Consider the following 617-nt stretch of genomic DNA (forward strand, 5'->3'; position numbering starts at 1 on the left):
AGCAGGCCGCGGGCGAAGGTGACCTCGTCGCCGTCCTCGGCCGAGCCGACCGTCGCGCCGATCAGGCCGCGGGTGCCGGTGGCCACCAGGGCAACGATCCGCAGCGTGGGGTAGCCGGCCCAGCCCATCCGGTACTTGATTTTTCCCAGCCATGCCCGGTTGCGGCCGGTATCGGGGACACACAGCGAGTTCAGGCCGTCAAGGGCGACCAGGCGGCGTCCGTGGTGGCAGGCGCCCGGGGTCCGAGGCTGGGCCAGCGGACCGGCGACCACTTCGAACAGGGCCTTGAGCGGTGCCGGTCCCAGGCGACGGCGTAGATCACGAAGGGCCTTCTCCGACGGCTGTGGCACCGGCAGGCCCGCCAGCGGTGCAACCAGGCGGGCCCACACCCGGGCATAACCGCATCGCGGGAACAGGGCCAGCGCGAGAACGAAATACACCCCCACCCGCGAGGGCAGAGCCCGCAGCCGACGCTGAACGGTCTTGGTCTGCTCCAGCACGTCATCGACTAGCTCGAACGGCAGGTACCGCGTCAACTCACCCAGATGGCCCGGCGCGAAGACACCCCCAGCGACAGTGAGGGAACGGGAAACAGTGACAGACTGACAGCGCAACGG

At 69.7% G+C, this 617-nt stretch carries 1 protein-coding gene; it reads right to left on the minus strand.

What is annotated here, in order from left to right; genetic code table 11:
• A partial coding sequence (locus tag ACEPPI_RS40610) for a transposase domain-containing protein (RefSeq protein WP_373920253.1) occupies positions 1–617 on the minus strand: 617 nt, incomplete at both ends.

The organism is Streptomyces sp. AB3(2024) (genome assembly GCF_041862025.1).
GTDB lineage: Bacteria > Actinomycetota > Actinomycetes > Streptomycetales > Streptomycetaceae > Streptomyces.